19 protein-coding genes are annotated in these 23,250 nt (G+C 41.0%); 7 read left to right on the top strand and 12 right to left on the bottom strand.

Going from position 1 to position 23,250, the window contains the following annotated elements; translation table 11 throughout:
- Positions 1–45 precede the first annotated feature (45 nt).
- Positions 46–492, bottom strand: coding sequence for an arginine repressor (argR, locus tag NMM26_RS03330; RefSeq protein ID WP_001231476.1), 447 nt, complete (start codon positions 490–492; stop codon positions 46–48).
- 135 nt (positions 493–627) lie between these two features.
- On the opposite strand from argR, the gene argS reads away from it, so the two are divergent.
- The 4 genes from argS to galU all read left to right on the top strand — a co-directional run bounded on the left by argS (position 628) and on the right by galU (position 5,201).
- Entirely contained in the window at positions 628–2,319 is a 1,692-nt protein-coding gene (argS, locus tag NMM26_RS03325; protein ID WP_254753843.1) for an arginine--tRNA ligase, read from the top strand.
- A 528-nt stretch (positions 2,320–2,847) separates the two neighbouring features.
- Entirely contained in the window at positions 2,848–3,093 is a 246-nt protein-coding gene (locus tag NMM26_RS03320; RefSeq protein WP_000084861.1) for a hypothetical protein, read from the top strand.
- 170 nt (positions 3,094–3,263) lie between these two features.
- Complete coding sequence (locus NMM26_RS03315; protein ID WP_101776936.1) at positions 3,264–4,280, top strand: NAD(P)H-dependent glycerol-3-phosphate dehydrogenase; 1,017 nt, start codon at positions 3,264–3,266, stop codon at positions 4,278–4,280.
- A gap of 21 nt (positions 4,281–4,301) precedes the next feature.
- A complete protein-coding gene (gene galU, locus NMM26_RS03310) occupies positions 4,302–5,201 on the top strand; it encodes a UTP--glucose-1-phosphate uridylyltransferase GalU (RefSeq protein ID WP_000096179.1) in 900 nt (299 codons plus the stop codon).
- A 53-nt stretch (positions 5,202–5,254) separates the two neighbouring features.
- On the opposite strand, the gene NMM26_RS03305 is transcribed toward galU, so the two are convergent.
- The 6 genes from NMM26_RS03305 to pbp1b form a co-directional block, all read right to left on the bottom strand.
- A complete protein-coding gene (locus NMM26_RS03305) occupies positions 5,255–5,929 on the bottom strand; it encodes a rhomboid family intramembrane serine protease (RefSeq protein WP_153226400.1) in 675 nt (224 codons plus the stop codon).
- A complete protein-coding gene (locus NMM26_RS03300; protein WP_101776933.1) occupies positions 5,913–6,452 on the bottom strand; it encodes a 5-formyltetrahydrofolate cyclo-ligase in 540 nt (179 codons plus the stop codon). Before NMM26_RS03300 ends, NMM26_RS03305 begins: the two co-directional genes overlap by 17 nt.
- 11 nt (positions 6,453–6,463) lie before the next feature.
- Positions 6,464–7,594: an N-acetyldiaminopimelate deacetylase gene (locus NMM26_RS03295; protein ID WP_101776932.1), complete on the bottom strand. Its 1,131-nt coding sequence runs from the start codon at positions 7,592–7,594 to the stop codon at positions 6,464–6,466.
- A 67-nt stretch (positions 7,595–7,661) separates the two neighbouring features.
- Positions 7,662–8,360 (bottom strand): 2,3,4,5-tetrahydropyridine-2,6-dicarboxylate N-acetyltransferase, encoded by a 699-nt coding sequence (dapD, locus tag NMM26_RS03290; RefSeq protein ID WP_000127466.1) that lies wholly within the window; start codon positions 8,358–8,360, stop codon positions 7,662–7,664.
- A 228-nt stretch (positions 8,361–8,588) separates the two neighbouring features.
- A complete protein-coding gene (locus NMM26_RS03285) occupies positions 8,589–9,500 on the bottom strand; it encodes a DMT family transporter (protein WP_101776931.1) in 912 nt (303 codons plus the stop codon).
- 82 nt (positions 9,501–9,582) lie between these two features.
- The gene (pbp1b, locus tag NMM26_RS03280) at positions 9,583–12,051 is read right to left on the bottom strand and encodes a penicillin-binding protein PBP1B (protein WP_254753842.1); all 2,469 of its coding nucleotides are present in this window, start codon (positions 12,049–12,051) and stop codon (positions 9,583–9,585) included.
- 141 nt (positions 12,052–12,192) lie between these two features.
- On the opposite strand from pbp1b, the gene tyrS reads away from it, so the two are divergent.
- Complete coding sequence (tyrS, locus tag NMM26_RS03275) at positions 12,193–13,449, top strand: tyrosine--tRNA ligase (protein WP_254753841.1); 1,257 nt, start codon at positions 12,193–12,195, stop codon at positions 13,447–13,449.
- Between the two features lie 77 nt (positions 13,450–13,526).
- On the opposite strand, the gene NMM26_RS03270 is transcribed toward tyrS, so the two are convergent.
- Positions 13,527–15,590, bottom strand: coding sequence for a heavy metal translocating P-type ATPase (locus NMM26_RS03270; protein ID WP_254753840.1), 2,064 nt, complete (start codon positions 15,588–15,590; stop codon positions 13,527–13,529).
- A gap of 1 nt (position 15,591) precedes the next feature.
- The gene (locus NMM26_RS03265; protein ID WP_000910909.1) at positions 15,592–15,870 is read right to left on the bottom strand and encodes a DUF6110 family protein; all 279 of its coding nucleotides are present in this window, start codon (positions 15,868–15,870) and stop codon (positions 15,592–15,594) included.
- Between the two features lie 151 nt (positions 15,871–16,021).
- On the opposite strand from NMM26_RS03265, the gene NMM26_RS03260 reads away from it, so the two are divergent.
- A complete protein-coding gene (locus NMM26_RS03260; protein ID WP_254753839.1) occupies positions 16,022–16,870 on the top strand; it encodes a putative RNA methyltransferase in 849 nt (282 codons plus the stop codon).
- Between the two features lie 339 nt (positions 16,871–17,209).
- Here the strand turns inward: NMM26_RS03260 and NMM26_RS03255 are convergent, their stop codons facing one another.
- The 3 genes from NMM26_RS03255 to malQ form a co-directional block, all read right to left on the bottom strand.
- Positions 17,210–17,416 carry a hypothetical protein gene (locus tag NMM26_RS03255; protein ID WP_238096478.1) on the bottom strand — a complete coding sequence of 69 codons (207 nt, stop codon included), beginning with the start codon at positions 17,414–17,416 and terminating at the stop codon, positions 17,210–17,212.
- 259 nt (positions 17,417–17,675) lie between these two features.
- Positions 17,676–19,934: a glycogen/starch/alpha-glucan family phosphorylase gene (gene glgP, locus NMM26_RS03250; protein WP_254753838.1), complete on the bottom strand. Its 2,259-nt coding sequence runs from the start codon at positions 19,932–19,934 to the stop codon at positions 17,676–17,678.
- A gap of 25 nt (positions 19,935–19,959) precedes the next feature.
- On the bottom strand, positions 19,960–21,477 hold the full coding sequence (gene malQ / locus NMM26_RS03245) for a 4-alpha-glucanotransferase (protein ID WP_254753837.1): 1,518 nt from the start codon (positions 21,475–21,477) through the stop codon (positions 19,960–19,962).
- Positions 21,478–21,964: 487 nt separating this feature from the next.
- On the opposite strand from malQ, the gene NMM26_RS03240 reads away from it, so the two are divergent.
- Complete coding sequence (locus NMM26_RS03240; RefSeq protein ID WP_254753836.1) at positions 21,965–23,236, top strand: extracellular solute-binding protein; 1,272 nt, start codon at positions 21,965–21,967, stop codon at positions 23,234–23,236.
- Positions 23,237–23,250: the final 14 nt, after the last annotated feature.

Raw genomic sequence — 23,250 nt, 5'->3', positions numbered from 1 at the left:
GTCTCTCCTTGTCAAAAATAAGTCTTGAGAGCGACTCTCAAGACCTTACTTATCTTTCATCAAATCTAGCAAACGATCTTCCATGAGTTTGGCAACGTGCTGGTCTCGACAAATAACCAATAAGGTATTGGCACCAGCAACTGTTCCTAAAATCCATTCATCCTTGTTTGCATCTACAATATTTGCCAAAACAGAGGCTTCTCCCAATTTGGTATGAAGTACCAAGGTAAACTCTGCTCTTGCAACACCTTCTAAATGATGAGACAAAAATTCAACCAAATCAATCTTTTCTGTCTCATTTGCTAGTACATAATACACCATATCATTTTTCTTGACCTTGGTCAAGCCGATTTCGCGCAAATCACGAGACAGGGTTGTCTGCGTCACAAAAACATTGTGCGCCTCCAACCGATCTTGAATTTCTTTTTGTGTACTTAATTTCTCCTCAGTAATCATTTTTTTTATTAACTGATGACGATCTCTTTTTCTCATAAAATCCTCTTATATGCATATTTATAACTAATTTTATAACTATATTATACCAAAAAAATAGGAGATTTCAAAAATTTTTTCTTCTTTCTTTAAAATTGTGATAAAATAGTAGAAAAGTCCAAAAAGGAGCTCTTAATGAATACAAAAGAATTGATTGCTAGCGAGTTGGCTAGCGTCATTGATAGCCTGGACCAAGAGGCTATTTTAAATTTACTGGAAACCCCTAAAAACTCAGAAATGGGAGACATCGCTTTCCCTGCTTTTTCTCTTGCAAAAGTCGAACGTAAAGCACCTCAAATGATTGCGGCTGAACTGGCTGAAAAAATTAACAGCCAAGCCTTTGAAAAGGTTGTCGCAACAGGACCTTACGTTAACTTTTTCCTTGATAAATCTGCCATTTCTGCTCAAGTATTGCAAGCTGTTATCACTCAAAAAGAACACTATGCTGACCAACATATTGGCAAACAAGAAAATGTTGTTATCGACATGTCTAGTCCCAATATCGCTAAACCATTCTCTATCGGTCACCTGCGCTCAACTGTTATCGGAGATAGCTTATCACATATTTTCCAAAAAATCGGTTATCAAACGGTCAAGGTCAACCACTTGGGAGACTGGGGTAAACAGTTTGGGATGTTGATTGTTGCCTACAAAAAATGGGGCGATGAAGAAGCTGTAAAAGCTCATCCAATCGATGAACTTCTTAAACTCTATGTCCGCATCAACGCTGAAGCTGAAAATGACCCTAGCTTGGATGAAGAAGCACGCGAATGGTTCCGTAAACTTGAAAATGGAGACGAGGAAGCTCTCGCACTTTGGCAATGGTTCCGTGATGAAAGTTTGGTGGAATTTAACCGTCTTTACAATGAATTACAAGTCGAATTTGACAGCTACAATGGAGAAGCCTTCTACAACGATAAGATGGATGCAGTTGTAGACATTCTTTCTGAAAAAGGCCTTCTTGTTGAATCAGAAGGTGCCCAAGTTGTGAATCTTGAGAAATATGGAATTGAACATCCAGCCCTTATCAAAAAATCTGATGGTGCAACTCTCTATATCACACGTGACTTGGCTGCAGCTCTTTACCGTAAAAACGAATACCAATTTGCTAAATCTATCTACGTCGTTGGCCAAGAACAATCTGCCCACTTTAAACAACTCAAAGCTGTCTTACAAGAGATGGGCTACGACTGGAGTAACGACATTACTCACGTTCCTTTTGGTTTGGTTACAAAAGAAGGGAAGAAACTCTCTACTCGTAAAGGGAATGTCATCTTACTAGAACCTACAGTTGCAGAGGCAGTTAGCCGTGCCAAGGCCCAAATCGAAGCTAAAAACCCTGAATTGGAAAACAAAGACCAGGTAGCGCATGCTGTCGGGGTAGGAGCCATTAAGTTCTATGACCTCAAGACCGACCGTACAAATGGATACGACTTCGACTTAGAGGCTATGGTATCCTTCGAGGGTGAAACTGGACCTTACGTTCAATATGCTTACGCTCGTATCCAATCTATCTTGCGCAAAGCAGACTTCAAACCAGAAACAGCTGGCAACTATAGCTTGAATGATGCTGAAAGCTGGGAAATCATCAAACTCATCCAAGACTTCCCACGTATTATTAACCGTGCGGCGGATAACTTTGAACCTTCTATCATTGCTAAATTTGCAATTAGCCTAGCTCAAGCCTTTAACAAATACTATGCACATACGCGCATCTTGGATGAAACCCCAGAACGCGACAGCCGTCTAGCCCTCAGCTACGCAACTGCAATTGTTCTCAAAGAAGCCCTTCGCTTGCTTGGAGTAGAAGCGCCAGAGAAGATGTAAATCGTTACAAGAGACTGGAACTAAAGTTCCTAGTCTCTTGACGGCAATCGCTATATGGCGAATTGCCTAAACGCTTCACTAATTCACCAAACCAAATAATATCGATTTGGTTTGGTTCATGTCGTAATCTTCAAGTTACTTGATTAAAAAGCAGTCTAAGTAATTAAGACCAAATCCTGTCGGAGATTTGGCTAGGCGCTTCACTAGTAAAGAAACATAAATATTATCGATTTATGTTTCTTTACGTCGTAATTAGAGATACTTGTCTAAACGCTTTACTAATTCATCTAACCCAATAATATCGATTTGGTTAGGCTCATGTCGTAATCTTTTAATCACTTTATTGTAAAGTAGTCTAAATAACTAACGCCAAATCCTATTCGGACTTTGGCTAGGCGCTTCACTAGTCATGGTCTCTAAATATCATCGATTTAGAGGCCATGACGTCGTAACTATGGTGATTTGCCTAAACGCTTCACTAATTCAATCTACTCACTACTACTTCTTTATCATACAGGGAGATATTCTATGAGCCAATATGCTTATATCCTCGTTGTGATTAGCTTGGTGTTCCTTTTTCTGCTCAATAAGTACGAGAAAGAGAGACTGCAAAGGCTCTACCAAGAACAACTTTTGAAGGATGAAACATTTAGGGCTGACATCAAAGAGAAAATTCAAACGACTGAAAATATCAATGATGTCATTGCTTACATCAATAAAACTTATCATCTGGGAATGTTGCTGTCAAAAGACATTACAGATCAATTGAAATAAACCGAGCTATTCTTTAAGAAATATCAAAACCGAGACTAAGAGTTTAATACTTCGTCTCGGTTTTTTATGTATTTTTCAAGTAACAAAGCTACCACTCCCCCAGCAATGCAAGTGCAAAATCCCCTAGAATGTGATAAAATAAAAGAGAGAACTCTATCAAGGAGAAAAACATGAAAAAACAAACCGTCGCCGTCTTGGGGCCTGGTTCTTGGGGAACTGCCCTTTCACAAGTCTTAAATGACAATGGACACGAGGTACGTATTTGGGGAAACCTTCCCGAACAAATCAATGAAATTAATACCTATCATACTAACAAGCACTACTTTAAAGATGTCGTTCTAGATGAGAAAATCAATGCCTACACTGACTTAGCAGAGACACTGAAAGATGTAGATGCGATTTTGTTTGTTGTCCCAACAAAAGTGACGCGACTTGTTGCCCAGCAAGTTGCAGAAACCTTGGATCATAAGGCTATCATCATGCACGCTTCAAAGGGATTAGAGCCTGATAGTCATAAACGATTATCAACCATCCTTGAAGAAGAAATTCCTGAACATCTCCGCAGTGATATCGTCGTTGTTTCAGGACCTAGTCATGCGGAAGAAACCATTGTACGTGATCTGACTTTAATCACTGCTGCTTCTAAAGATTTACAAACAGCTCAATACGTGCAAGAACTCTTTAGTAATCACTACTTCCGACTTTATACCAATACGGATATTATTGGAGTTGAAACTGCTGGTGCTCTTAAAAATATTATTGCTGTCGGTGCCGGAGCTTTACATGGTCTGGGATTTGGTGACAATGCCAAGGCAGCCATCATCGCTCGAGGCTTGGCAGAAATTACTCGCCTAGGGGTAGCACTCGGGGCCAGTCCATTGACCTATAGTGGCTTATCTGGTGTGGGAGATTTGATCGTAACGGGAACCTCCATCCACTCTCGTAACTGGAGAGCTGGAGATGCTCTCGGACGAGGAGAATCCCTAGATGATATAGAAGCTAATATGGGCATGGTGATTGAAGGAATTTCAACGACTCGAGCAGCCTATGAACTAGCGCAAGAACTTGGAGTCTATATGCCGATTACACAAGCCATTTACCAAGTTATTTACCACGGAACCAATATCAAAGATGCCATTTATGACATCATGAACAATGAATTTAAAGCAGAAAATGAGTGGTCTTAACCCTCTAAAGAAAGGATTCTTATGTCATCAAAAGTTAGAAAAGCAATCATCCCTGCCGCTGGACTCGGGACTCGATTTTTACCGGCAACCAAGGCCCTTGCCAAAGAAATGTTGCCAATTGTAGACAAACCAACTATCCAGTTTATCGTAGAAGAAGCTCTTAAATCAGGTATTGAAGATATTCTGGTTGTCACTGGTAAGTCAAAACGTTCTATTGAGGATCACTTTGACTCAAACTTTGAGCTTGAGTACAACCTTAAGGAAAAAGGCAAAACGGATTTGTTAAAATTGGTAGATGAAGCAACTGGTATGCGCCTCCATTTCATTCGCCAAACTCACCCTCGTGGTCTTGGAGATGCTGTCTTACAAGCCAAAGCTTTTGTAGGGAATGAGCCCTTCGTTGTTATGCTGGGTGACGACCTTATGGACATCACAAATGAGAATGCCGTTCCTTTGACAAAACAACTGATGAATGATTACGAAAAGACACACGCATCAACCATTGCTGTCATGCCTGTACCACATGAAGACGTTTCATCATACGGGGTTATCGCTCCTCAGGGCGAAGGAAGTAATGGACTCTATAGCGTTGAAACTTTCGTAGAAAAACCAGCTCCCGAAGATGCACCAAGTGATTTGGCAATCATCGGTCGCTATCTTCTGACACCGGAAATTTTTGATATCCTCGAAAAGCAAGCTCCTGGTGCTGGAAATGAAATCCAACTTACCGATGCTATCGATACGCTTAATAAAACACAGCGTGTTTTTGCCCGTGAATTTACAGGAGCTCGTTACGACGTTGGGGATAAGTTTGGATTTATGAAAACATCTATTGACTACGCCCTCAAGCACCCACAAGTCAAAGATGCCTTGAAAAATTACCTCATCCAACTGGGAAAAGAATTGGCTGAGAAGGAATAACATAAAAAGATAAGGTTCAAAAATACCTTATCTTTTTTTCATTACATAAATTTTCATCCCATTCCCTTGTAGAGAAGCAAGGCTGCGAGTCCTACGAACAACACTAACGCTACCAGTCTCTGACTAGCGCTATACATCCGTCTTTCTCCTCTAACTGGAAAGATAACTGCTAGAAATGCGCCACCGACTGCACCTCCGATATGGCCTGCTAGACTGATTCCTGGAATCAGAACACTTCCAATAATGTTAACCATAAAAAGTGTCAGATAAGACTGTCCTAGATGTTGGATATAGGGGTTGCGAGTGGCATAGCGAAGAATGATAATCGCGGAAAATAGCCCATAGAGAGAAGTCGAGGCTCCTGCTGCTAAGGATTTGGGACTAAATACAAAAACAAAGAGATTGCCCATCATTCCAGATAAAAGATAGAGAAAGCAAAACTTCTTGGATCCGAAAATTTCCTCTACTTGCCTACCAAGATAATAGAGCGAAAGCATATTAACAATGAAATGTTCCCACCCAATATGAACAAAGATGGCAGAGAAGAGACGCCAAATCTGCTCAGGAAAGAGGCGAATGGCAGGCCCGTACATGGCTCCAAATCGAAATAGAGTATCTGCCCTGTAAAAGTTTCCTCCTGTGGTCACCAACATTAGTAGAAATACCAAGGCCGTCACTAAGAGGAAGAAACTCGTCACAGGGTAACGTCTATCAAAGATTTCCTTCATCAATCAGAACCTCCTCAACAGGAATATCATGATTTTCAGGGATAAAGTCCTGAATTTGACAAGGATAAACCGTACTCAAAGTATGACCAGGAAAATGTTTCAGATAGCGGTCATAATAACCTCCACCATAGCCAATCCGATAGCCCTTTGTCGTAAAAGCTAACCCTGGAACATGAATCAAATCAATCTGAGAGGCATCCACCACTTCCAAATCTCCCTGTGGTTCCAGTAAGCCAAAGGAAGTTTTGACCAGTTGTTGCGGATTATAGACCACAAAGTCCATGCGACCCCTGGGATATGTTTTAGGTATCAGAACCTTCTTGCCATCCTTCAGAGCCTGCTCGATCAGTTCCTGCGTTTGAAACTCATGAGGAAAAGAGAGGTAGGTTGCGATGACCTTAGCTTCTTGGTAGAAGGGATGTTTCAAAAATTGATCCGTTAAAGCTTGATCCATAGCCTGTTTTTGCTCTAGAGGTAAAGCCTTCATTTCTTGCAAGACTTGCTTGCGTAATTCTGCTTTCATAGACAAGCCCTCTACTCTGCCGCCTTCTTTTTCAGGAAACTAGAGACCGCATCCACCCCAATAGCTAATGCTTCTTCCTTAGGACTCATCTGAGGGTGATGAAGGGCGTAGGGACTATCGATACCAAGCCAGAACATAACACCATCAACCTTCGAAAGGAGATAACCAAAGTCTTCACCTGTCATAGCAGGTTCAATATCAATTAACTCAATCCCCTCTTTTTCTTCAAAGAAGTCCATCAGTTCACGCGCCAAGACTGGATTATTCTCAACAGGCAGGTAACCCCCTTGTTTGAGTTCCACTTCGACTTCCATATCGAAGGCAGCTGCAACTCCTTCTGCAACTGTTTTGACCCTCTTTTGCACCAAGAGACTCATGTCCTGTGTCAAGGCCCGAATAGTTCCATGCAAAAAGGCTGTGTCTGTGATAACATTGTTTGTTGTTCCAGCTTGGAAAACACCAAAGGTCACCACTGCTCCCTCGATTGGGTTGACATTGCGGCTGACAACTGACTGCACCTGGGTCACAAAGTAACTAGCCGCCACCAAAGCGTCATTGGCTTCATGCGGAAATGCTGCATGTCCTCCTTTACCTTTAAAACGAATCTTCACCTCGCAAGTCCCTGCAAAAAGTGTATGAGTATTGGTCGCAATCTGGCCGACTTTCAAATCTGGCCGAACATGGAGGCCATAAAACTGGTCTGGCAACCAGTCTCCAAAAGCGCCATCCTCATACATGAGCATGCCACCAGCTTCATTTTCTTCAGCAGGCTGAAGCAAAAAGAGCAGATTGTTCTTTGGTTGCTCCTCAAGGGCTCGCTCAAGACAGCCTAAGGCAATAGTCATGTGGAAATCATGGCCACAAGCGTGCATACGACCTTGGTGCTGAGAGACGAAAGGAAGGCCTGTTTGCTCGATGATCGGCAGACCATCAATATCTGTTCTCCAACCAATAGTCCGCTCTGGCTGACTTCCCTGCAAGTAAACCAAAATACCTGTCCGCCAAGTTCGAACTTGGACAAAATTCTTGCCCGCAGTCAATTTCTCAATCACATCCAGCAAATAAGCCTGAGTCTTGAACTCCTCCAAGCCAATCTCTGGAATCTGGTGCAAATCTCGTCTAGTCTGAATCAAATCTAACATCTATCTATCCTCCGATATAGCAGAAAGAGGCTGGAAGAAGGGTTCCGCCTCTTTATTACTTTTACAATTATAAGGTACGAAGCGCATCCTCTAGCGCTGTTTTTTGTTGGGTTTGGGCATCAATCTCTTTGATGATACGAGCTGGAACACCTGCTACCACCACGTTTTCTGGGACATCTTGGGTAACAATAGCTCCTGCTGCGACAACTGAACCACTACCGATTTGAACTCCTTCAATAACCACTGCATTAGCACCGATAAGAACATTGTCTCCAACACGGACTGGTTCTGCGCTAGCTGGCTCAATCACACCTGCCAAAACTGCACCTGCACCAACGTGGCTGTTTTTCCCAACGATGGCACGGCCACCAAGGATAGCCCCCATGTCAATCATAGTTCCTGCACCAATTTCAGCACCGATATTGATAACCGCTCCCATCATGATAACAGCGTTGTCACCAATTTCAACCTGGTCACGGATAATCGCACCTGGCTCGATACGAGCGTTGATAGCACGTTTGTCTAGCAAAGGAACTGCTGAATTACGAGCATCTTGCTCAACAACATAGTCTTGATTTTCTACCAAACCTTCGAGAAGAGGAGCAACGTCCTTCCAGTCTCCAAATAGGACATTCCCTAGTTTGACAACAGAGCTTGGCACAGCAGTTGCAAGTTGTCCTTCAAAGGTTACTTTAACACTGGTTTTCTTTTCAGCATTGGCGATAAATTGGATAATTTCTTGAGCGTTCATTTTTGTAGCAGTCATAAGCGCCTCCTAGTTCATTTTAATGATACCTATTCTACCAAAAAAGGCCTCAAATTTGAAGCCTTTTTGTTTGTTTTTAGGTATGATTTTTAGGGATGTGAGATAAAACGTGCTGTCGGTAAAAGCAAGCCCCTACCGATACAACCTAAAAACACTCTTCACAACTATCTCCCCGTGTTTTATTGACTATTCTAGTATAGCACACTTTTAGAATTAAGAAAAGACTTTTTATTTACTTTCTTTCGCTTCTTCTATCGATAGGAAAATCATAGGTAAAATAATCAGGGCCATAGCTAGAAGAAGAGACCAATCCACCACCAATCCTAAAAACAAAACACTCAAGAGAGCAGAAGAGAGAGGTTCACTGGCACTGATAACAGAAACTACCAGGGGAGAAACCAAGGACACCGCCTTCATAGAAATGAAAAAGGCAAAAGCCGTCCCGAAGAAAGCGATAATAAGGCAAATCAAGATACTCCAAATATCAAGAGTAAAGGAAAGCTGATACACTGGCGAGAGGACATTGCTAAATAAACCTGCCAGAATCATCCCCCACCCAACCGTCGGTACAAAACCATAGCGCTTCGCGAAAGGTTGGGGCAAGATAACATTAAACATAACACCCATGGCACTCAACAGACCTGTTATAAGAGCTAGTGGCGTCATGGATAACTGAGAGAGGTCTCCCTTTGTCGCCATCAAGCCAACACCCAGCATAGCAATCAAAACATAGAAAATAGCACTTTTCGACGCTCGTTTTTTATAAATTAAGCGATTGTAAAAGAGGATAAAGACAGGACTGATAAACTGTAAAATAGTTGCTGTCGCTGCATTTGAGTATTCTACACAGAGATAGAAAAAATACTGAACTGAAAAAATCCCTAAAATAGCATAAGCTAAAAAGGGCAGGTAATTTTTCTTATCTCGCCAAATATCTAGCACTTGTGATTTTAATTGCATTGCAGACCAAATAAGCACAAGACTCCCTGCCAGTGTCAAACGCATAGAAGTAATCCAGCCAGAAGACACTTGATAATGAGTAAAGAAATACTCTCCTAGAATTCCACAGATTCCCCAGATTAAGCCGGATAAGAGCGAATAAATGGTTCCTTTAACAATCTTTTTCTGATACTGATTCATACCTTTATTGTAACACGAAAGGACAAAAGAAAAAAGTGGCAATCCATTGATTAGCCACTTCATTTAGCACAGTTCATAGAACTTATCGTCTCGTCCTTGAAGAAGAAAGTCGTGTAGCACTCGAGTTACTACTGTCGCTAGAGCTACTACTTGAACTGCTGGAGCTTGATGGAGTTGGTAGACTCCCCACGATGCTAGACCAAGCATTCTGATAATCCGCATCACTTCCACCAATAGCAAAGCGATAACTGGTCGTTGGCGCCCCTGCCTTATTAGCCCAATAGCTGGTAACAGTCGAACCTGAAAGATCAACTGTTTTTCCATTAACGGATACTTTGCCAGGCTTCTGCCCTGTAGATCTGAGGACCTGAGACTGGGTCACACTAGAATCAAGATTAAAGCGTTCATTGCCCCAAACACCAGGCTCAGCCTGGTGGATAGCGTTGACCAAGTAAGCCATATATTTGGCATTTCGATAATGCCCAGCCCCCTTAGCCATTGGGCGGTTATCATCATGCCCTAGCCAACCACCTAGAGTCAATCTTGGTGTTGACAGCATGAGCCACATATTTTCATCTTCATTGGTTGTACCAGTCTTACCAATCCAGTCTGCACGAGCTAAGCTTGAATTGATAGAAGCCAAATCCGTTTGGAAACTTGAAGTGATCCGAGATGAGATCACCTCACGAAGCAAACTCTGCATAATTGTTGCTGTTGCCTTCGAATACACTTGAACTGGCTTGTCTTGGAATTCATAGATTACTCTACCGTCAGGTGATTCAATCTTAGAAATCACATGTTTCTGATGGTAGACACCGTTATTAGCAATTGTTTGATAACCATTGGTATGCTGAGCAACTGTGACTTCAATACCACCACCCATAGGCAGACTTTCAATACCGTACTCCGGAATCTCGTAACCCATTTTCTCCATGTAACCCTTGACATCCACACCCTTCTCACGAAGCATGCGATAGGTCCAATAGGCTGGGATATTCCACGAATAGTTCAAGGCTTCACCCAGGGTCATCATGCCTGTACCTGGACTATTTACATACATGATAGGATTTCCATTAGAGAATTTTGTCGGATAATTGGACAAGATACTAGCGCTTCCCATCAAACCTTGGTCAATGGCAATACCGTAGGCCAACAAAGGCTTGGTTGTAGAGGCTGGCGAGCGCTTAGTGTCAAAGGCGTGATTGTTTTGGTTAGTCTGGTAATTACGACCACCAACAAAGCCTAGAACAGCCCCCGTTTTATTGTCCATCAAAACATTCCCTACTTCAGGCTGCCCAGTCGAATCATCTACCAAACGACCGTAGTTAGCAACTGCATTTTGCATGGCGTTATGGATTTTTTTATTGATTGTTGTAGTGATTTTGTAGCCGCCATTGCTTAGTTCCTGCTCAGCTCGCTCATGATAGACCTTTTGAATCGACTCGTTTTTCAACTCTTGGCTAGAAACATTGTCCTGTTGAACTAAATAATCATACATGCGGTCTGTCGCTTCAGCCATAGCCGTAAAGTAAAGGTAATCTCTCGAAACAGCATTGACAGTTCCTGATGGCAAGAAGTCTTGTTTGATATTATAATTCTTGTACTGGTCGTATTCTTCCTGAGTCAGAGCACCCGTACGGTACATGTTGTAGAGAACATCCTTGGCCCGCTTCAAACCAAGTTCTAAGTCTTCATCACTCTTTAACTCTCCAGTATTTTCATAAGGAGAATAAGTAATCGGACTCTGTGGCAAACCTGCTAAGAAAGCGGCTTGAGGAATACTTAACTTGTTGGCATCGATACCAAAAATCCCTTCAGCAGCTTGCTGGGCACCTGCAATATTCTGCCCTTTATGATTTCGACCAAAGGGAGCAACATTGAGATAAGTCGTCAAGATTTCATCCTTGCTCATGCTGCGTTCCAAGGCAAGGGCATCGACAATTTCTGTAGCCTTACGAGCCAAAGTCGGAGCATCTCCGACCACTTGTTGCTTGATTAACTGTTGGGTCAAGGTCGAGCCACCGCTAGATGAGCCCAAGCCTGCAAAGGTTCCCAAAGTCGCCCGAATCACAGCTTTTGGTACAACCCCTTTATGTTCAAGAAAATGTTCATCCTCAGTTGCAACGATAGCCTTTTTGAGATTGTCCGATATTTCCTCAGATGAGACAAAAGTTCGCAGTAGGTCACTCTCAATAGATGCAATGACACTCCCATCTGCGTAAACAATTTCTGAGATGGAAGAAATATTTTTAACCTGTTTGACCAAGTCCTCCGTTTGGGGAACCTTAGCCTTATCAAACAAAGCAACTCCATAACCAAGAGCTACACCAGCACCAAAAAGCCCACCGATAAAGCCTAGAATAAAGAGAGTATTCAGAATGCCCTTAATAGCAACTAAAATGCTACCTAGGATAGCCAGAACTTTCCCACCTGTCCCATCCGACTGCTTCTCTTCTGAGACTTTCTCTGTTTTTTTATGATTTATTTTTGATTTTACTAGCTGGAAAAATTCCAGCATTTTTCGTTTTAATTCATTTAATTGATTTTGCATGGATTTCCTCACTCTATCTATTATACCATAAAAGGTAAACTTTCAATAAAATAGCCACTTTCTTCCTTATTCTACTAGGCTATTGCCCAAGTTTGTGATACAATAGGTAGAAACAATATTTTTAAAAAGGAGAAAAGACACATGCACATTTTTGATGAGCTAAAAGAGCGTGGTTTGATTTTTCAAACGACTGATGAAGAAGCTTTGCGTAAAGCCCTAGAAGAAGGTCAAGTTTCTTATTATACTGGCTACGATCCAACTGCTGACAGCCTTCACCTAGGCCACCTTGTCGCAATCTTGACAAGTCGTCGCTTGCAGCTAGCAGGTCACAAACCTTATGCGCTCGTTGGCGGTGCTACAGGTCTCATCGGAGATCCGTCCTTCAAAGATGCTGAACGTAGTCTCCAAACAAAAGACACAGTAGATGGCTGGGTCAAGTCTATCCAAGGACAACTTTCTCGTTTTCTTGACTTTGAAAATGGTGAAAACAAGGCTGTCATGGTCAACAACTACGACTGGTTTGGCAGCATCAGCTTCATTGACTTCCTCCGTGATATCGGAAAATACTTCACTGTCAACTACATGATGAGTAAGGAGTCTGTGAAAAAACGGATTGAAACGGGAATTTCATACACTGAGTTTGCCTACCAAATCATGCAAGGTTACGACTTCTTCGTCCTTAACCAAGACCACAACGTAACGCTTCAAATCGGTGGTTCTGACCAGTGGGGAAATATGACAGCTGGTACTGAATTGCTTCGTCGTAAGGCTGACAAGACAGGCCACGTTATCACTGTTCCATTGATCACAGATGCAACTGGTAAAAAATTTGGTAAATCAGAAGGAAACGCAGTCTGGCTCAATCCTGAAAAGACTTCTCCATATGAAATGTACCAATTCTGGATGAACGTTATGGACGCTGACGCTGTTCGCTTCTTGAAAATCTTTACTTTCTTGTCACTTGATGAGATTGAAGAAATCCGTAAACAATTTGAAGTGGCTCCACACGAACGCTTGGCGCAAAAAGTCTTGGCTCGTGAAGTTGTTACACTTGTTCACGGCGAAGAATCTTACAAAGAAGCCCTCAACATCACTGAGCAACTCTTTGCGGGAAACATCAAAAACCTTTCTGTCAAAGAACTCAAACAAGGACTTCGTGGAGTACCAAACTACCAAGTACAAGCAGACGAAAACCACAATATCGTGGAACTCCTCGTGGCATCTGGTGTGGTCAACTCAAAACGCCAAGCCCGTGAAGACGTCCAAAACGGAGCTATCTACGTCAACGGTGACCGCATCCAAGATCTAGACTATGTCTTGAGTGATGCTGATAAGTTAGAGAACGAACTGACTGTTATCCGTCGCGGTAAGAAGAAATACTTTGTATTGACTTACTAAACTATTCAACATTTATCTATAAACAAAGGAGTTACCCTCGAGAAAGGTAACTCCTTTTTGCTGTTAATAACTCTCATCTATCTATTTTTAATAGACAGGCTACGCAGTACAATGCGCAAGGTTGTTAGATTATGTAAGATAGAGAGATTTGAAGGGCTGAGCCAGTTAAACAAGCCAAAGCCAATCAAACTACTATTTACGACAACGGTATCTTGAATATTCTTCTTGATGAGTGTTTGCAAAGATGATGATAGCGAATCCAACTCTTGGAAGAAATCCAAGCGATTATCTAACAATAAGATATCACTCATCTGCTTAGAAATATCTGCACTCTCATTCATCACCACACCGATATCTGATAGGGTTAGAGCAGCTGAGTCATTCAAGCCATCTCCAACCATCAAAATAGTGTGACCTGCTTTCTGCAGTTCCTCTACTAACTCAAATTTCCCATCAGGTTTCAAGTCTGTATAGACCTGATCAAAGGGCAAATCTTTGACTAATTCCTCTGTTCTAACCAAGGTGTCCCCTGTTGCCAGAATCAATTTTTTCCCTTGTGCCTTAAGTTTCTCCAAGGATGCTTTTGCTTCTTTTCTCAAAGGAGTATGAATGCAGAACATTCCAATCAATTCATTCTGATAAGCCAAGAATAAGAGATTGTAGTGACTCTTGTACTCTTCAATTAAAGCATTTTGTTCTGAACTGATATGAATCTGCTCATCCTGCATCAAAACATAATTCCCAATAAGAACTGGTTGGCCATCTATATGAGATTTGATCCCCTTGCTTGCGATATATTGGAGTTTCCCATGCATTTCCTCATGTTCAATCCCCTCTATCTCAGCTTGCTTGACGATGGCATTAGCAATAGGATGATAAATATGTTCCTCAAGACAGGCACTGATTCTGAGAATATCTTCCTCACTATAGTCCCCAAAAGGTAACACCTTTTCAACTATCGGATAGCTAGTTGTGATTGTTCCCGTCTTATCAAACAAGAAAGTATCAACTTCCAGATATTTCTCCAGAACATCTCCATCCTTAATCACCATTTCACGATTCAACCCCTCCTTGATAGCTGTCAAATAAGCTACAGGAGTAGAGATTTTCAAAGCGCAGGAGAAATCGACCAATAGGAAAGAGATAGCCTTAGAAAAAGAACCTGTTAATAGGTAAGTCAGCCCAGCCCCCAAGAAATTATATTTGACGACCTTGTCCGCCATCTTGATGAAATAGCGTTGTTTCGTTTTCTTGTTTTCTTCAGATTTCTTCATCAACTCAATCAGTTGTAAAATCCGGCTGTTCATCTGATTATCGGTTACACGAATGCGTAACTCTCCAGTTTCTAATACTGTATTTGCACAAACCAAATCAGACTCTCTTTTTTCAACTGGAAAACTCTCTCCCGTCAAGGAACTTTCGTTGACCATACCTAAACCTGAAACTACTTGTCCATCAAACAGAATTTCATTTCCTTGAGATAAGATCAAGACATCTCCTATTTGAACATCGGAACTCTTGATACTAACAACCATATCGTCCTGTACTAGGAATACATCGCTCTCTTTTGCAAGAAGACTTTGTTCTAAATCTGTTGCAGTTTTTTTCAAGGACCACTGATCTAAATGATTCCCCAAATCAAGCATAAACATGATATTGCTAGCCGTCTTGGATTGGTTCATAAACAAGGACAATAAAATCGCCGAACAGTCCAAGACCTCCATCGTTAGTTCCTTACGTGCTAGTGTTTGATAGGCTTCTCTAATATAGCCAAAAGCCTGATAACAAGTCCATATATAGCGAATAGGATACGGCACAAAACTACGAAAAAGTATACGCTTAATCGCTGCACCTGAAACAATAGAATAAGCACTCTCTTCTCTACGAATGGGAAGAGTCATCAACTCAGAAACTTTCCCTTTATCAATTCTTTTTAAAAAGGCTTCTGCATTATCTAATACAGAAAAGCCTTCTTTTATGCGTAGAGTAAAGTGCTGTTGATCCATGTAAAACTGGATGGACTCAATCCCCTTTTCATCTCTCGCCAAGGAACGAAGATAGTCTTGAATATCCAAGGTGAGTGAAAAAGAAGATGATAGTCGGATATGTTGGTATCCTCTATGTAGCACCTTAAAAGACATATTATTCCCCTATAAGGCTATCTAATTGCTCTTCTTTTTTTTCTTGCTCGTACAAATATTTGGCATCTTGCAAGACATCATCTCCATGTTGCTTCACAACAGAAACAGATGCATCTAGCTCGTCTTTTAACTTATAAGCCTTAGCCAAAGCTTTAGAATAACCTTTTTTAGCTTCCTTACTTGCCAAGATTTTCAAACCAAGGGTACCAAATGCGACACCACCCAAAAAGAGTGATGATTTTTTCGCAACTTTTGCGACGGTTAATACTTCTTTTAACATACTTATTTCCTCCTTATCATTATTATATAGCAATTTAGATATAAAAGCAATTTCATTCTATAAATTGGAGAATTAGTTTTATTTCTACTGAATCTCCCATCTACTTATTCCTAAGGTTGCTTTCAGTTGTCTCTTTTGATACACTTAAACTATGAATACAAATCTCAAACCCAAACTTCAGCGTTTTGCTTCTGCGACTGCCTTTGCCTGTCCTATCTGTCAAGAAAATCTGACTCTGTTAGAAACTAGTCTCAAGTGCTGCAACCGCCATTCTTTTGACTTAGCAAAATTTGGCTATGTCAATCTAGCACCTCAAATCAAGCAATCTGCCAACTACAACAAGGAAAACTTTCAAAACCGCCAACAAATCCTAGAAGCTGGATTTTATCAAGCTATTTTAGAGGTCGTCTCTGATTTACTTTCAAACTCAAAAAATGCCAAAACAATTTTAGATATCGGTTGTGGTGAAGGATTCTATTCTCGCAAGCTTCAAGAAAGGAATCCTGACAAAACCTTCTATGCCTTTGACATCTCCAAAGATTCAGTCCAAATCGCTGCCAAGAGCGAACCCAACTGGGCAGTCAATTGGTTCGTTGGCGACTTGGCACGACTTCCTATAAAAGACGCTAGTATGGATATCCTGCTCGATATCTTCTCACCTGCCAACTATGGAGAATTTCGTCGCGTCTTATCCAAAGATGGTGTCTTGATAAAGGTCATCCCAACGGAAAATCACCTCAAGGAAATACGCCAGAAGGTACAAGACCAGCTGACAAAGAAGGACTATTCCAATCAAGATGTCAAGGAACATTTCCAAGAAAACTTTACCATCCTATCTAGCCAAACTGCCTCTCTGACCAAACCTATCACAGCAGAGCAACTCCATGCCCTACTCAGCATGACCCCTCTACTCTTTCATGTCGACCAGAGTAAGATTGACTGGAGCGACTTGACAGAGATTACCATTGAGGCTGAAATACTTGTTGGGAAAGCATTGTAAACTAGACTTCGCAAAAGTAGAAAACTTACTGAGAATCTTCAATATTACGAAAACGCATAAGAACAGGCGCTTAAACCTTAATCTTATGCGTTTTGTTATAGTTTCCATACATATTAAGTGGAAATCTTTGAAATCAGTTCTCTTAATAACCATTGAATACCATATAGTACATTTACCCCAAATATGATATAGGCCGTATAAATCAAGTATTTCGATTTCTCCCGTCTCAAAGAATAGATCTTGTACAAGATAAACAAATTTAAAATAATAAATAATAGAGACAAAATCTTCCTCCAAAAATCAATCCTAAAGGTACACAGCCAAGCATAGCCCTAAACTTTATTTTCGATTCGAGATAACAAACTTATCAATAAATAGCAAGTGAAATAAGGCGAGTGTAATTCCCAATAAGCAACCATGATAAGAGATTTCTTGATGGGTAAGGGGAAAAAGAGTATTATTACCCGCCAAGAGGCATGTCAAAATCACAAATAGTATCCAAAATAAATCAGTCCATTTATATTTTGAAAAATATTTTTTCCACATAAAAACACCTTCTTTCCTATAATCATATTATAATACTTCGTGTAAGCGTATGCAAGGGATATGAAGTAATCAACTACGAAGAAACATGAGGATGAAAAAACAATAAAAGCCTCATTTCTATGCGTTTAAGCTATCTATGATTTCTCTCTATTTTTAGACAGGATTGACCCAAATCCACAGTATTCAAATAAAGAGGCAAAAAAGCGAATTTCAACCGAAACTCGCTTTTTTACAAGATGTATTAGTATAAATTTGTATCTTAGTCTAAGTGCCAGATATCTTCGTTGTACTGAGCGATTGTACGGTCAGATGAGAAGAATCCTGCTTTAGAGATGTTAACGATGACTTTATCCAACCATGCGTCACGGTCTTCATAGTCAGCCAACATTTGCTCTTTAACCTTGATGTAGTCTTCCAAGTCAAGAAGAGTCATGAACCAGTCTTTGTTGATCAATTCATTGTAAAGACGTTCCAAGCGTTCTTTGTTTCCAGCTGCAAGAACTGCATCGCTAACGATGAAGTCAACCAATGGTTTGATAGCTTCACGAGCGTAGAATTCGCTTGATTTGTATGCTGCTTTATCGTAAAGGTCGATAACAGTTTCTGAATCTTCACCGAAGATGTAGATGTTTTCATCTCCAACCAACTCAGCGATTTCCACATTAGCACCGTCCATAGTACCAAGAGTCAAAGCTCCGTTCAACATGAATTTCATGTTACCAGTACCTGAAGCTTCTTTAGAAGCAAGTGAGATTTGCTCTGAGATGTCACATGCTGGGATAAGGAAGCTTGCTGCAGTAACGTTGTAGTTTTCAACCATAACTACTTGCAAGTGTGGAGCTACTGCTGGATCGTTAGCAATAACTTCTGACATGCAAAGGATCAAGTGGATGATGTCTTGAGCGATTGTGTAGGCTGGAGCTGCTTTACCACCAAAGAAGATTGTGATTGGGCGAGCAGGGATGTTACCAGCTTTGATGTCAAGGTATTTGTGGATTACATACAAAGCGTTCATTTGTTGGCGTTTGTACTCGTGAAGACGTTTGATTTGGATATCAAAGATAGAGTTTGTATTGATTTCCACACCTTGATGTTCTTTCAAGTGACGAGCCAATTTACGTTTGTTGTGAGCCTTGATGCTTTCCAATTTTTCTTTGACAGCTGCTTTATCTTCATAAGACAAGAGTTTTTCAAGCTCATCTGCTTCATGGTGCCAACCTTCTCCAATAATCTCATCCAAGTAGTGAGACAGTCTTGGGTTGGCATGCATGAGCCAACGACGGAAAGTGATACCGTTTGTTTTGTTGTTGAATTTTTCTGGGTAAAGGTCGTAGAAGGCTTTCAACTCAGAGTTCTTCAAGATTTCAGTGTGGAGTGCTGCTACCCCGTTAACACTGTATCCGTAGTGGATATCCATGTGGGCCATGTGAACACGTCCACTCTCGTCGATAATTTGAACAGCTGGATCTTTGTACTCTGCTTTCACACGACGGTCCAATTCTTCGATGATTGGTACCAAGTGAGGAACCACTTCTTGCAAGAATTCAAGAGGCCATTTTTCAAGAGCTTCAGCAAGGATTGTGTGGTTAGTGTAGGCAGTCATGCTACGAACGATTGAGATTGCTTCGTCAAGCTCGATACCACGTGCAGTCAAAAGACGGATCAATTCAGGGATAACCATTGATGGGTGAGTATCGTTGATTTGTACAACTGCGTAGTCAGCAAGGTCATGCAAGTTGCTTCCTTTTTCGATTGCTTCGTCGATAATCAATTGCGCACCGTTTGAAACCATGAAGTATTGTTGGAAGATACGGAGCAATTCACCTTGACGGTCACTATCATCTGGGTAAAGGAAAAGAGTCAAGTTGCGAGCGATATCTGTCTTGTCAAAGTTGATACCGTCTTTAATGATAGAAGAATCAACTGAATCCAAGTCAAACAAACGCAAGCGGTTTTTAGTTGCTGTCTCATAACCAGTAACATCGATATCATAAAGAGTTGATGTCAAAGTAAAGTCTGCAAATGGCACTTGGTAGCTACGGCTTGAGCGAACCAACCAGTTTTGCTCTGTCAACCATGCATTTGGAATTGTTTCTTGTTGGTTGTTTTTAAGAACTTGTTGGAATAGACCAAAGTGGTAGTTAAGACCAACACCGTCACCGTTCAAACCAAGAGTAGCAATTGAGTCGATAAAGCAGGCAGCCAAACGTCCCAAACCACCATTACCAAGAGATGGTTCCAATTCAACTTCTTCTACTTCGATCAAGTCTTTACCTGCAGCTGCAAGTTCTTTTTTTACATCGTCGTAAAGACCAAGGTTGATCAAGTTGTTTGACAAGAGTTTACCAATCAAGAACTCAGCTGAGATATAGTAAACTTTTTTCTTACCAGTGTTAACTGGTTTTTGGCTACTTGCAAGCTTGCTGTAGTTAAGAAGAGCCAGGTAAAGCTCTTCATTGCTACATTCTGCAATGGTTTTATTGTAACGATTTTGTACAAATTCTTGTAGTGATAACATGTTTAAGGTGTCTCCTGATGTTGTATTATTTCTTTAATTCTACCAAATTTTCATTAATTCGTCGATAGATTGTTGTCAAGTCAAGCAAACCTTCCTCGACAGCTGGTGTCAATTGATCTTCAGTCATACGCCAAGACCAGTTTCCACCAAGGGTAGATGGGAAGTTCATACGAGCTGTCTCATCCAATTCTAGCAAATCTTGCATGGTTGCAATTGCCATGAAGCTAACTGATGAAAAGACTGTACGAAGCATAGCGTGTGGCACTGTTTCGTATTCTTTACGGTTAGTATAGCGAGCCATGTACTCACGAGTCTCATCATCAATCTCGTTACGGTACCAACCAAGGACCGTATTGTTATCGTGTGTTCCTGTGTACATTACTGAGTTAGCAGGTGCCAAGTGTGGGCTATCGATGCTTTCGTCTTCTGGGTTGAAAGCAAATTGAAGAATCTTCATTCCTGGGAAGCCAGTACGTTCACGCAATTCGATAACTTCGTCTGTCATGAAACCAAGGTCTTCGGCGATGATGTTTAGCTCGCCAAGTTCTTCCTTAACGGCTGCAAAAAGCTTGTAGCCAGGACCTTTCACCCACTCACCAGGTGCCGCTGTATCGGAACCAGCAGGGATTTCCCAGTAAGATTCGAAACCACGGAAGTGGTCGATACGAACGATATCGTAGATTTTGAAGCTTTCACGCAAGCGTTCAATCCACCATTTGTAGCCGTCTTTGTCCATTGCTTCCCAGTCATAGATTGGGTTACCCCAAAGCTGACCAGTTGCAGAAAATTCATCTGGTGGGCATCCTGCGATGCAAGTCGCCTTACCGTTGACATCTGTCTTGAAGAGATGTGGATTTGCCCACATATCGCTTGAATCTTCCGCTACATAGATTGGCATGTCCCCAACGATTTCGATGTGGTTGTCATTAGCGTATGCTTTCAATTTCAACCATTGTTGGAAAAAGAAGTATTGAGTCACACGGTGGTAAACCAACTTGTCTGATAATTCCTCACGGTAGCTTTCAAGTGCTGAAGCTTTACGAGCACGAGCATCTGCATCTGGCCATTCAGTCCAAGCAAGATTGTCAAAATGCTCTTTGATAGCCATATACTCTGCAAAGAGTTCAAGCCATGATTGGTTGTCTTGAGCAAATTTCTCAAAATCTTTAACATCTCCTACTTCCAAGAAACGTTTTACCGCTTTTTCTAAAAGAGGACGACGTGCATAGTAGATTTTCGCATAATCAACTTCAGACGCATCGCTACCAAAGTCAACCCCTTCAAGGTCACTTGTTTCCAACAAACCTTGCTCCACCAAGATATCTAAATCGATAAAATGAGTGTTCCCTGCGAAAGCTGAGAAAGATTGGTAAGGAGAATCTCCGTAACTAGTTGTTCCTAATGGAAGGATTTGCCAGTAACGTTGTTTCGTGCGAACCAAGAAATCAACGAAGTCGTAAGCACTCTGACCAAATGATCCGATTCCGTAAGCTCCTGGGAGAGAAGAGATGTGCATCAACACACCACTTTGACGTTTTTTCATAAACAACACCTCGTGTATTTGTAGTTTAATTTTTCATTTTTTGGACGCAAACGTTTGCGTTAATATAAGTATACTTCATTTTTGGAATAATTGCAAGCGGTTTTAAAAAAACTTTTTGATTATTTTTTAAAAAAACTTGTCCTTATTTATGTATACATATACATTTTTTCTTTTCTATTTGCAAAATCTTCTTCAACTACAAATAGAAGGGGCAACTTAGTCTACTTTTGGTCTAGAGCAATTTATTTTTTGTTCAAAATTTAGGCAATCGTTTCCCTAAATAATTTCAGTAAAATCGTGAAAATATATTTTCTGACTTTTCTTCTATTATAAACAAATAAAACGCTTACCATTTTCGTGAAATTTTTTTAAAATTTTTACAAAAAACACTTGCAACCGTTTTCTATTTGTGCTATACTAGTGCCATAAAGGAAAACGTTTGCGTTTCCTCATTATAAAATTTGTTATTCTTTAGGAGGAATACACTATGTCATCTAAATTCATGAAAAGCGCTGCGGTGCTTGGAACTGTTACACTTGCTAGCTTACTTTTGGTAGCTTGCGGAAGCAAAACTGCTGATAAGCCTGCTGACTCTGGTTCATCTGAAGCGAAAGAAATCACTCTTTACGTCGAAGACCAATACAAAGCTTTTGCTGAAACAGTTGCTAAAGCTTATGAAAAAGAATCAGGAACAAAAGTTAACATCAAATCTGGTGACCAACTTGGTGGTCTTGACAAACTTTCTCTTGACAACCAATCAGGTCAAGCTGCTGACGTTATGATGGCTCCATACGACCGTGTAGGTAGCCTTGGTACTGACGGACAACTTTCAGAAGTGAAATTGAGTGACGGCGCTAAAACAGATGATAAAACTAAATCTCTTGTAACAGCTGCTGACGGTAAAGTTTACGGTGCTCCTGCCGTTATCGAGTCACTTGTTATGTACTACAACAAAGACTTGGTAAAAGAAGCTCCAAAAACTTTTGCTGACTTAGAAAACCTTGCTAAAGATAGCAAATATGCCTTCGCTGGAGAAGATGGAAAAACTTCTGCTTTCCTAGCTGACTGGACAAACTTCTACTATGCATACGGACTTCTTGCTGGTAACGGTGCTTACGTATTCGGACAAAACGGTAAAGATGCTAAAGACATCGGTCTTGCAAACGACGGTTCTATCGCAGGTATCAACTACGCTAAATCTTGGTATGAAAAATGGCCTAAAGGTATGCAAGATGGTACAGCTGCTGGAAACTTAATCCAAACTCAATTCCAAGAAGGTAAAACAGCTGCTATCATTGATGGACCTTGGAAAGCTCAAGCATTCAAAGATGCTAAAGTAAACTACGGTGTTGCAACTATCCCAACTCTTCCAAACGGAAAAGACTACGCAGCATTCGGTGGTGGTAAAGCTTGGATCATCCCATCAAGCACTAAGAACCTTGAAGGAGCACAAAAATTTGTAGACTTCCTTGTTTCAACTGAACAACAAAAAGCCTTCTACGATGCAACTAACGAAATCCCAGCTAATACTGAAGCTCGTTCATACGCTGAAGGTAAAAACGATGAGTTGACAACAGCTGTTATCAAACAGTTCAAGAACGCTCAACCAATGCCAAACATCTCTCAAATGTCTGCAGTTTGGGAACCAGCTGCTAACATGCTCTTTGACTCTGTAAGCGGTAAGAAAGATGCTAAAACAGCTGCTAACGATGCTGTAACATTGATCAAAGAAACAATCAAACAAAAATTTGGTGAATAAAAAATTTGTTCAAG

Origin of the sequence: Streptococcus sp. CF7_Ac1-8 (genome assembly GCF_024295435.1) — a bacterium.
GTDB classification, from domain to species: Bacteria; Bacillota; Bacilli; order Lactobacillales; family Streptococcaceae; genus Streptococcus; species Streptococcus mitis_AP.
Note: the sequence above shows the minus strand (reverse complement) of the source record. Positions and strands in the feature narration are given on the sequence as shown.

Coding starts and splice junctions, on each gene's coding strand:
- NMM26_RS03255 (WP_238096478.1), bottom strand. CDS start 17,416: ATGTGGAAAAAATATTTTTCAAAATATAAATGGACTGATTTATTTTGG.
- pbp1b (WP_254753842.1), bottom strand. CDS start 12,051: ATGCAAAATCAATTAAATGAATTAAAACGAAAAATGCTGGAATTTTTC.
- NMM26_RS03260 (WP_254753839.1), top strand. CDS start 16,022: ATGAATACAAATCTCAAACCCAAACTTCAGCGTTTTGCTTCTGCGACT.
- galU (WP_000096179.1), top strand. CDS start 4,302: ATGTCATCAAAAGTTAGAAAAGCAATCATCCCTGCCGCTGGACTCGGG.
- NMM26_RS03300 (WP_101776933.1), bottom strand. CDS start 6,452: ATGAAAGCAGAATTACGCAAGCAAGTCTTGCAAGAAATGAAGGCTTTA.
- malQ (WP_254753837.1), bottom strand. CDS start 21,477: ATGAAAAAACGTCAAAGTGGTGTGTTGATGCACATCTCTTCTCTCCCA.
- dapD (WP_000127466.1), bottom strand. CDS start 8,360: ATGACTGCTACAAAAATGAACGCTCAAGAAATTATCCAATTTATCGCC.
- tyrS (WP_254753841.1), top strand. CDS start 12,193: ATGCACATTTTTGATGAGCTAAAAGAGCGTGGTTTGATTTTTCAAACG.
- argR (WP_001231476.1), bottom strand. CDS start 492: ATGAGAAAAAGAGATCGTCATCAGTTAATAAAAAAAATGATTACTGAG.
- NMM26_RS03270 (WP_254753840.1), bottom strand. CDS start 15,590: ATGTCTTTTAAGGTGCTACATAGAGGATACCAACATATCCGACTATCA.
- NMM26_RS03240 (WP_254753836.1), top strand. CDS start 21,965: ATGTCATCTAAATTCATGAAAAGCGCTGCGGTGCTTGGAACTGTTACA.
- NMM26_RS03265 (WP_000910909.1), bottom strand. CDS start 15,870: ATGTTAAAAGAAGTATTAACCGTCGCAAAAGTTGCGAAAAAATCATCA.
- NMM26_RS03315 (WP_101776936.1), top strand. CDS start 3,264: ATGAAAAAACAAACCGTCGCCGTCTTGGGGCCTGGTTCTTGGGGAACT.
- NMM26_RS03295 (WP_101776932.1), bottom strand. CDS start 7,594: ATGTTAGATTTGATTCAGACTAGACGAGATTTGCACCAGATTCCAGAG.
- argS (WP_254753843.1), top strand. CDS start 628: ATGAATACAAAAGAATTGATTGCTAGCGAGTTGGCTAGCGTCATTGAT.
- glgP (WP_254753838.1), bottom strand. CDS start 19,934: ATGTTATCACTACAAGAATTTGTACAAAATCGTTACAATAAAACCATT.
- NMM26_RS03305 (WP_153226400.1), bottom strand. CDS start 5,929: ATGAAGGAAATCTTTGATAGACGTTACCCTGTGACGAGTTTCTTCCTC.
- NMM26_RS03320 (WP_000084861.1), top strand. CDS start 2,848: ATGAGCCAATATGCTTATATCCTCGTTGTGATTAGCTTGGTGTTCCTT.
- NMM26_RS03285 (WP_101776931.1), bottom strand. CDS start 9,500: ATGAATCAGTATCAGAAAAAGATTGTTAAAGGAACCATTTATTCGCTC.